This is a genomic window from Mycobacterium sp., from assembly GCF_032162605.1.
Classification (GTDB): domain Bacteria; phylum Actinomycetota; class Actinomycetes; order Mycobacteriales; family Mycobacteriaceae; genus Mycobacterium.
The window spans coordinates 1-7,340 of record NZ_JAVROT010000648.1 but is presented as its reverse complement, the minus strand read 5'-3'; the positions used below and the strand labels follow the sequence as shown (position 1 = coordinate 7,340).

8 protein-coding genes and 2 pseudogenes are annotated in these 7,340 nt (G+C 65.4%); 7 read left to right on the top strand and 3 right to left on the bottom strand.

All coding sequences use genetic code 11. From position 1 onward, the window contains the following. Nucleotides 1-215: 215 nt before the first annotated feature. A pseudogene (locus QOI01_RS36825) lies at nucleotides 216-661 on the bottom strand (aldo/keto reductase). A 981-nt stretch (nucleotides 662-1,642) separates the two neighbouring features. On the opposite strand from QOI01_RS36825, the gene QOI01_RS36820 reads away from it, so the two are divergent. From QOI01_RS36820 to QOI01_RS36795, 6 genes and pseudogenes are all read left to right on the top strand, one after another. Next, nucleotides 1,643-2,242, top strand: coding sequence for a GAF domain-containing protein (locus QOI01_RS36820; RefSeq protein ID WP_526389299.1), 600 nt, complete (start codon nucleotides 1,643-1,645; stop codon nucleotides 2,240-2,242). Then, nucleotides 2,191-3,216 (top strand): annotated as a pseudogene (locus QOI01_RS36815) (FAD-dependent oxidoreductase); the annotation flags it as partial. The gene QOI01_RS36820 and the pseudogene QOI01_RS36815, both read left to right, overlap by 52 nt. Nucleotides 3,217-3,473: 257 nt before the next feature. Then, on the top strand, nucleotides 3,474-3,884 hold the full coding sequence (locus QOI01_RS36810) for a phage holin family protein (RefSeq protein WP_526389295.1): 411 nt from the start codon (nucleotides 3,474-3,476) through the stop codon (nucleotides 3,882-3,884). Continuing rightward, nucleotides 3,871-4,215: a DUF3618 domain-containing protein gene (locus QOI01_RS36805; protein WP_526389293.1), complete on the top strand. Its 345-nt coding sequence runs from the start codon at nucleotides 3,871-3,873 to the stop codon at nucleotides 4,213-4,215. The genes QOI01_RS36810 and QOI01_RS36805 overlap by 14 nt, the downstream gene beginning before the upstream one ends. 36 nt (nucleotides 4,216-4,251) lie before the next feature. After that, on the top strand, nucleotides 4,252-4,545 hold the full coding sequence (locus QOI01_RS36800) for a DUF4235 domain-containing protein (RefSeq protein ID WP_526389291.1): 294 nt from the start codon (nucleotides 4,252-4,254) through the stop codon (nucleotides 4,543-4,545). 28 nt (nucleotides 4,546-4,573) lie between these two features. Next, nucleotides 4,574-5,641, top strand: a complete 1,068-nt coding sequence (locus tag QOI01_RS36795) for a YhjD/YihY/BrkB family envelope integrity protein (protein ID WP_526389289.1) — start codon at nucleotides 4,574-4,576, stop codon at nucleotides 5,639-5,641. Nucleotides 5,642-5,817: 176 nt separating this feature from the next. On the opposite strand, the gene QOI01_RS36790 is transcribed toward QOI01_RS36795, so the two are convergent. After that, the gene (locus tag QOI01_RS36790) at nucleotides 5,818-5,982 is read right to left on the bottom strand and encodes a hypothetical protein (RefSeq protein WP_526389287.1); all 165 of its coding nucleotides are present in this window, start codon (nucleotides 5,980-5,982) and stop codon (nucleotides 5,818-5,820) included. A gap of 39 nt (nucleotides 5,983-6,021) precedes the next feature. Continuing rightward, a complete protein-coding gene (locus QOI01_RS36785; RefSeq protein WP_526389285.1) occupies nucleotides 6,022-6,393 on the bottom strand; it encodes a MerR family transcriptional regulator in 372 nt (123 codons plus the stop codon). A gap of 131 nt (nucleotides 6,394-6,524) precedes the next feature. Between QOI01_RS36785 and QOI01_RS36780 the strand changes: the two genes are divergently transcribed. After that, nucleotides 6,525-6,944: an Hsp20/alpha crystallin family protein gene (locus tag QOI01_RS36780; RefSeq protein WP_526389297.1), complete on the top strand. Its 420-nt coding sequence runs from the start codon at nucleotides 6,525-6,527 to the stop codon at nucleotides 6,942-6,944. The last annotated feature ends 396 nt before the right edge of the window (nucleotides 6,945-7,340 follow it).

Here is a 7,340-nt window from a genome sequence, read left to right as displayed (position 1 = left end):
CGAGCACCCAGGCGATGGATAGGGTGGCCAGCGACGTCCCGAGCTCGGATGCGATCTTGGTCAACTGATCGATGGTGTCGAATGCCTTGGTATGCCAAGTAGCGTTCGTTGTAAAGGTCGGCGAACTGCTGGCCGACTTGCGCTGAGAACCGGCCTTCGGTCGGTTGGTCGTCACGTCCGTATTTGCCGCTGAGTAGACCCCCTGCGAGCGGGTTTTACGGGATCACCGCCATGCCGGTCTCGGCGGCCAGGGGCAGCAGCTCGCGTTCGATCTGCCGGAACAGCAGGTTGTAGCGCGGTTGGACGGACGCGATACGCGTGAGATGCAGCGTCTCGGTGCGCCCTGCAGCGAGGGCCAGCCGGTAGGCCAGAAAGTTCGACACCCCGATGTAGCGGGCTTTCCCGGCGATGACAATCGCGTCGAGGGTCGCCAGCGTTTCGTCGAGAGGTGTTCGGGGTCGTCGAAGTGGAGTTGGTAGATGTCGATGTAGTCGGTGCCCAGTCGGCGCAGTGAGCCGTCGACGGCGTCCAGCAGATGTTTGCGCGAGGCGCCGCGCTGCCAGCGGGCGGGGCCCATGGGGCCTCCCGCTTTGGTGGTGAGGATGATCTGGTCGCGCTTGCCCTGCAGCCAGCGCCCGACGATCTCCTCGGTGCGTCCCACCTCGGCCCCATCGGGTAGATGTCGGCGGAATCGAAGAGGGTGACGCCCGATTCGGCGGCGGTGTCCATGATCTGATGGGCGACCGCTTCGTCGGCCTGATGACCAAACGTCGCGGTCCACCTCAGGGTTCTGCGACCACGCCGTGGGACGTGCTCCTCGCTTCGGCCGGGGCAGGCCTGGTCGGACGATATCTTTTGCGGCCCGTCATATCGTGGTCTGGGGCGAAGCTGTCCAGTCTGATGCCGCTGAGCTACCACGGGGACAACTGGTGGATCAGCGCGCGCATCACCACCGAGATCGGGGGCCGGGGCGTCTCGCTCGCCAGCATCGAGAGGCAGATCGCTTCCGGTGGGGTGCAGGTCTCGATTAAGCAGGCCCGCGGTAGTGCCGGCAGTTTCCAGCCGTTGGCCACCCTGACCCTTGACGAAGGTGCTACCGGCAGGCGTTGGCGACACTGCCTTCGACCCGACGAGGTGCAGCGCCCCCGAGGTAGACCTCTTCCCGGGCTGATTGACCGACCTGCGCCGAGATGCCTACCGGCGCAGCCGCGAGGGGCGCGCCAAGAGCGCAGAGCACGTCCCCGGCGACTGACCGCCATCACCGCACGTTTCGTTGGTCGAGGAAACGCACCACTGGCCTGATGGATGGAAGCGCGCTGAAAGGCGTTGAGGCAGCAGATGATTCGATACCGTGCGCGCCGCGAGACCAGTCGCCACACCGGTCCGACCATCACGGACACCACTACTAGTCCCCGCGAAGGACGCGCTCACGCCATCACCTGCGAACGTGTGGCCCGACGGCCGTGCGGATGAGGACTGCCTCCAGCCGGGGCTGCACCGGTGGCCCGCAGGTACGACTGGGCACCGTGTCGCCACCCGGCCGTCGCGAGCCGGCCGGTCCGCCTGCTCGTGTTTTGCGCCAGCATGGGACGGGAAGACCTTCGACGTGGCACAGCCAACCGATCATCAGCTCGCCGTGCGCATGGCCGACTTGGCCAGAGCGATGGCCCCGCCACGCTCGATCGAGGACATACTCGCCGAAGTCACGTCAGCCGCCGTGGAGCTGATCGACGGAGCCGACACGGCAGGCATCTTGGTGGTCAAGGATGACGGTGGCTTCAACTCCCTGGCCACGACCAGTGAGGTGCCGCACCAGCTCGACATCTTGCAGATGACCTTCGGCGAAGGCCCGTGCGTTCAGGCGGCGCTCGCCGATACCATGGTTCGGACCAACGACTTTCGGGCGGAGTCCCGATGGCCCCAGTACTCCCCCGCCGTCGTGGAGGCCGGTGTCCTCAGCGGCCTATCGTTCAAGCTCTACACCGCTGACCGGTCCGCTGGCGCACTCAACCTCTTCGGGTTCGAACCAGTGAGTTGGGACACCGAAGACGAAACCATCGGCGGCGTACTGGCAGCGCATGCCGCCTCGGCGATTCTGGCCAACCAACAGGAGCGGCAACTGAAGACGGCGTTGCGCACTCGAGACCGCATCGATCAGGCCAAGGGAATCATCATGGAGCGCTTCGGGGTGGCGGAGTGCGGCTACGCGAGCAGGCCCAACTCGACCCGCTGCCCTTGCTGAGCAGCCTCGTCACCGAACTCGAGGCGCACGGCGGCCGCCTCTTCCAAGGCTTCCGCGCCGAATCGGTGTCCGGACTGAAGCGGCTAACCATCACCGTGCGGCCGGACCGCGGTGCCGGCGACCCCGAACCGCAACGCGTCTCGCTGATCACCGATCGGATCGTGCTGGCCACCGGCACTCCGATACTGGACCGCGGCGGATTCTTTGCGAGGGTCAAAGCGCAGCGTTCATACTGCATGGCGTTCGACGTGCCCGGAGACCTCACCGACGCGACGTTCAATACAGTCGACTCGCCGACGCGGTCGGTGCGATACGCACCGACCGCCGGATGAAACAAGCTGATCGTCGGAGGTGCCGGACACCCGGTCGGCCGAAGTGATGGCCCCTCGAGGTCGATCGACGAGCTTCGTCGCTGGACGGTCCTGCACTATCCCGGCGCCCAACAGACCCACTTCTGGTCGGCGCAGGACTACCACCCCATCGACGAGCTGCCCTACGTCGGACCGATCTTGCCGGGCAGCGACAAGATCTGCGTCGCAACGGGTTTCGACAACTGGGGCATGACCAACGGGGTAGCCGCGGCGCTGGCTCTGTCCGCGCGCATCCTCGGCGGTCGGATGGACTGGGCCCGCGTGTTCGCTAGCTGGAGCCCACGCGAGCTGGCGGGTATTCCCGCCGCCGTGCAGGCCAACCTCGAGGTGGGCTTCAATCTGGCCAAGGGCTGGATCACCCCGATCACCGCACACGCCGCCACCCTCACCGAGAGACACGGCGTGGTCAGCGGACCGCCGTGGCGGTTGCAGGCCACCAGCCTCGTCGACGGGACACTGCGCACTACCTCGCCGGTATGCCCGCACCTCGGGGGCATCGTGACGTGGAACGACGCCGACGAGGCGTGGGAGTGCCCGCTGCATGGTTCTCGCTTCGACGCGGACGGCGAGGTGCTCGAAGGCCCCGCCACTCGCGGGCTGTCCCACCACGAGAAGCGGCTGCCTCGATCTAGTCACCGTGAACGATTTCGCGCTCGCGCCGTGGCGGGCGCTCGTCGAGGTCAGGCTGTGCACTGGTCTCGGACAGGGCGTGGCTGCACCCCTGAGGCGCGGGAACGAATCGTGTTCGGCAGCGGTTCGTGGCGGGACGTTTAGCGCGCAGCGGCGGGGGCATTTCGGTAGAACGTCGACCAGCGTGGTGCCCACGAACTGGTCATGGACCAACGCCAGGGTGGTACGCAATGAACGTCGAGTCGAAACCGCACGCCGACCCCTCGATCGGTGAGTTGGTGAGCCAACTGTCGGCGCAGACGTCGCGGTTGGTTCGAGATGAAATGAAGTTGGCGCAGACCGAGTTTCGAGAAGCGGCCAAACACGCGGGCCTCGGCGCCGGGTTGCTGAGCGTGGCGGGTCTGCTGGCCATCCTCGGCCTCGCGACCCTCGTCAGCTCGGCCGTGGCTGCCCTCGCACTGGTGTGGCCGCTCTGGGCGGCGGCCCTCGTCATCGGAGTCCTGCTGTTCGCCGCTGCGGGCATCGCGGGTCTGGTCAGCAAGAAGCAGCTACAGCAGACCGCCCCCGTTCCCCAGCAGACGGTGGACAGCGTCAAGCAGGACATCAACGAGGTGAAGGAAGCCCGCCATGACCGACCCTGATCCAGGCAGGCCCGAACCCGGCCCCGACGCCGGCGTCGAGGACATTCAGGCCGACATCGAAGCCACCCGAAACGAGCTTGGTCAGACCGTGGAAGTCCTGTCGGCGAAGCTCGACGTCAAGCAGCAAGCCAAGCAGAAGGTCGATGACACCAAGGAACTCATCGCCGAGACGGCGCAGACCGTGCGAGCGAAGGGTTCGGAGGTCGGCTCGCACGTCGTCGACGTCGCCACCGATGACGAAGGTTCCGTTCGTCCCGTGGTACCGGTGGCGGCGTTGGCCTTGGTCGCCGCCGTCGTGGGGGTCGTCATATGGAAGCGCCGTCGCAGATGATCACACCCTTAGTCCACAGCACGTTGAGGAGGCGGCATGGCCGTGAATGAACCCAGCACGACGGCGAAGATCCTGTACCGCCCGGTTGGGCTGCTGAGTTCGGTTCTCGGCGGTCTCGTTGCGGGCGCGATCTTCAAGCAGGTGTGGCGGCGGGCCACGCCAGGCCAGAAGCCTGACCCGCCAACGGCGTTGGAGACCAGCTATCCCTTCAAGGAAATCCTGGTGGCCGCCGCCGTCCAAGGGGCGATCTTCTCGGTCGTGAAGACGGTGATCGACCGTCAAGGTGCTCGACTGTTCGAGAAATGGTCCGGCGAATGGCCAGGAAGTTGATAGCTCACCGCGTTGTTCGGACATCCGTGTGAGCGGCGATGAGGCAATCAACGACGACGAGACAACGGATGAAGAGCACGCTCCCGATCCGGATGACCCGCGTAAGCCAGACTCTCCGACCGATCTCACCAAACCGTCGGTCTTCTTCGTACTGAGGAAGACGGCACGTGAATTCGGTGGCGATCAATGCACCGATCTCGCCGCGGCGCTGACTTATTACGCGGTCCTGTCGATCTTCCCTGCGCTGGTGGTGGTCGTGTCGCTGCTCGGGGTCTTCGGCGAAGGCAAACGAACCACCGACGCGCTGCTGCAACTCGTCGGCGACCTCGGACCTAGCTCTACCGTCGACACCTTGCGTGCCCCGATCGAACAGCTCGTGGAATCGCCCTCCGCAGGTCTCGCTCTGCTCGTCGGCGTCGTGGGCGCGGTGTGGTCTGCGTCGGGCTATGTCGGAGCGTTCGGTCGGGCCATGAATCGCATCTATGAGATCGAGGAGGGGCGACCGGTGTGGAAGCTGCGTCCCCTGCAGTTGCTGATCACGTCGGGCGGACTCGTCTTGGCGGCGGCCGCGGCATTCCTGCTTGCCGTGAGCGGACCGGTGGCGTCCGCGGTCGGTTCGGCGATCGGCGTCGGCGACGTGGCACTCACCGCGTGGAGCATCGCCCGCTGGCCGATCATCGTGATCTTCATGACTCTGGCGGTGGCGACGCTTTATTACGCAACGCCCAACGTTCAGCAACCGAAGTTCCGGTGGATGAGTATCGGTGCGGGCGTTGCGATCATCACCTGGGTCGGCGCCTCGGTGCTCTTCGGTCTCTACGTCGCGCATTTCAGCAGTTACAACAAGACCTACGGCGCACTGGCGGGTGTGATCGTGTTCCTGCTCTGGTTGTGGATCACCAACTTGGCGCTCCTGTTCGGTGCCGAGCTCGATGCGGAGCTGGAACGCGGACGTCAGCTGCAGGCCGGGATGGCCGCCGAACGGGACCTTAAGCTGCCGCCACGGGACACCCGCGTCGTCGAAAAGAATGAGGCCAAGGATGATCAGGACATCCAACGCGGTCGAGAATTGCGCCGGTCTCGAGGCCGGCACTAGTAGGTGTCGCATCGGGCCAAGGCGGAAGGCGCCGCCCACGATCGGCATCACAGCCCCCATGTGCTGCGCGCGCTGTAGGCGCCGGACCCATGTGCGGTCGTGACGGGCCAAACGAACCGCTTGACCTTGGGTCCTTGTCGTCGTCAAACGGAACGATTGAGGACTCGCTGCCGTCTTCACGTGGTGTATGAGCTGCCTGCCACGACCTGACCCTCGACATAAAGGGCAAGGACCACTTGGGCGTCGCCGAGATCGCACCGTTGACACACGCTTGCGCGCAGGGGATCCGGTACGGGCAGCACCGCGGGATAGAAGCCAGGCGAGGTGGCGTTGGTGTCCACCGCTGAAACCTAGGTCCACGTACGGCCGCGGACGTTCGGTCATTCCGCAGCATCACCGCCCTCTCGTAGCTTCCGGTTGTCCGCCTCCAGACCTGTATTGGCTTCCCGGAGTGCGTAGTTGGCCGTTCGCAGCACGGTGTTGTGGTCCTCGACCTGCAGGATTCGTGCGATGCCGGCGATGTTCACGCCGACATCCACCAGGCGGATGATTCGCCGCAATCGGTCCAAGTCGTCGGCACTGTAGCGGCGAGTTCCACCGCCGGAGCGGGAGGGGTTGAGTAGACCATGGCGCTCCCAGAGCCGCAGTGATTGGGTACCGGCGCCGGTCAGCTCGGCGGCCACGGAGATGCCAAATACGCCCTGGTCGGCGGCGGGTAGCTCTGCACCCACGCGGTCGGTTTTGTCTGTCATCACCACCTCCAAGAAGTAATCCAACTCATGCACTTGCACTCATCTGTCCGGAGTGCTAAAACAAATCTGTGCCAACTGGCACAGATAATAACAGGGACTCGACACCGAAGTGGAGGTAAGAGGTGACCACCATGCTGATGCGTACTGACCCATTCCGAGACCTGGACCGCATGACCCACTACGTGTCAGGCACAGCCGCCCGCCCCGCGGTGATGCCGATGGACGCCTGGCGCGAAGGCGAGGAGTTCGTCGTCGAATTCGATCTTCCGGGGATCGCCGAGGACTCGCTCGACCTCGACGTGGAACACAACGTCGTCACCGTGCGAGCCGAGCGGCCACGCCTGAACCCCGATCGCGAAATGCTGGCCTCAGAACGCCAGCGCGGGGTGTTCAGTCGGCAGCTGGTACTCGGAGAGAATCTCGACACCGAGCGGATCGACGCGTCCTACCAGGACGGTGTGCTGCGCCTGCGCATCCCAGTCGCCGAGCGGGCCAAGCCCCGCAAGATCGAGATCGGGCGAACCAACGGGCCCGCGGTCATCAACGCCTGATCGGCCGGTAGACGAGTCAGGTACTTGCGATGACGCACACCGACGTTGCGCCGACTCCTGTGAGCAGCGACATGTCAGACCAGGCCCTGCGCCTTCTGGACCAGGACGTGATCGACTTGTTCGCCGAAGTCGACGCCATCTTGTGCGCTGCGCTGCGACCGAGCCGACGCCATCCCGGCCCCCTGACCACCGGGTGCGCCTTCTCCCGGCCCCGGTTGGCCGGCCGGCCCTCGGGTGGCTGCGCCCACCCCCGTCGCGCGCGAATCCACCAGCGTCGTGCCACGCAGCGTGGCCCTCCGCCCTAGGCGCCCAACCGAGTCAACGAGAGGCAGGTGATGACATCCACAAATGACACTGCGGCCGCGGTCTGCCCCGCTCTACTCAGTGGGGCGTCGC

Excerpts from the sequence above, each read along its gene's own strand:
- QOI01_RS36820 (WP_526389299.1), top strand. The coding sequence starts at position 1,643 with ATGGCCGACTTGGCCAGAGCGATGGCCCCGCCACGCTCGATCGAGGAC.
- QOI01_RS36810 (WP_526389295.1), top strand. The coding sequence starts at position 3,474 with ATGAACGTCGAGTCGAAACCGCACGCCGACCCCTCGATCGGTGAGTTG.
- QOI01_RS36805 (WP_526389293.1), top strand. The coding sequence starts at position 3,871 with ATGACCGACCCTGATCCAGGCAGGCCCGAACCCGGCCCCGACGCCGGC.
- QOI01_RS36800 (WP_526389291.1), top strand. The coding sequence starts at position 4,252 with ATGGCCGTGAATGAACCCAGCACGACGGCGAAGATCCTGTACCGCCCG.
- QOI01_RS36785 (WP_526389285.1), bottom strand. The coding sequence starts at position 6,393 with ATGACAGACAAAACCGACCGCGTGGGTGCAGAGCTACCCGCCGCCGAC.
- QOI01_RS36780 (WP_526389297.1), top strand. The coding sequence starts at position 6,525 with ATGCTGATGCGTACTGACCCATTCCGAGACCTGGACCGCATGACCCAC.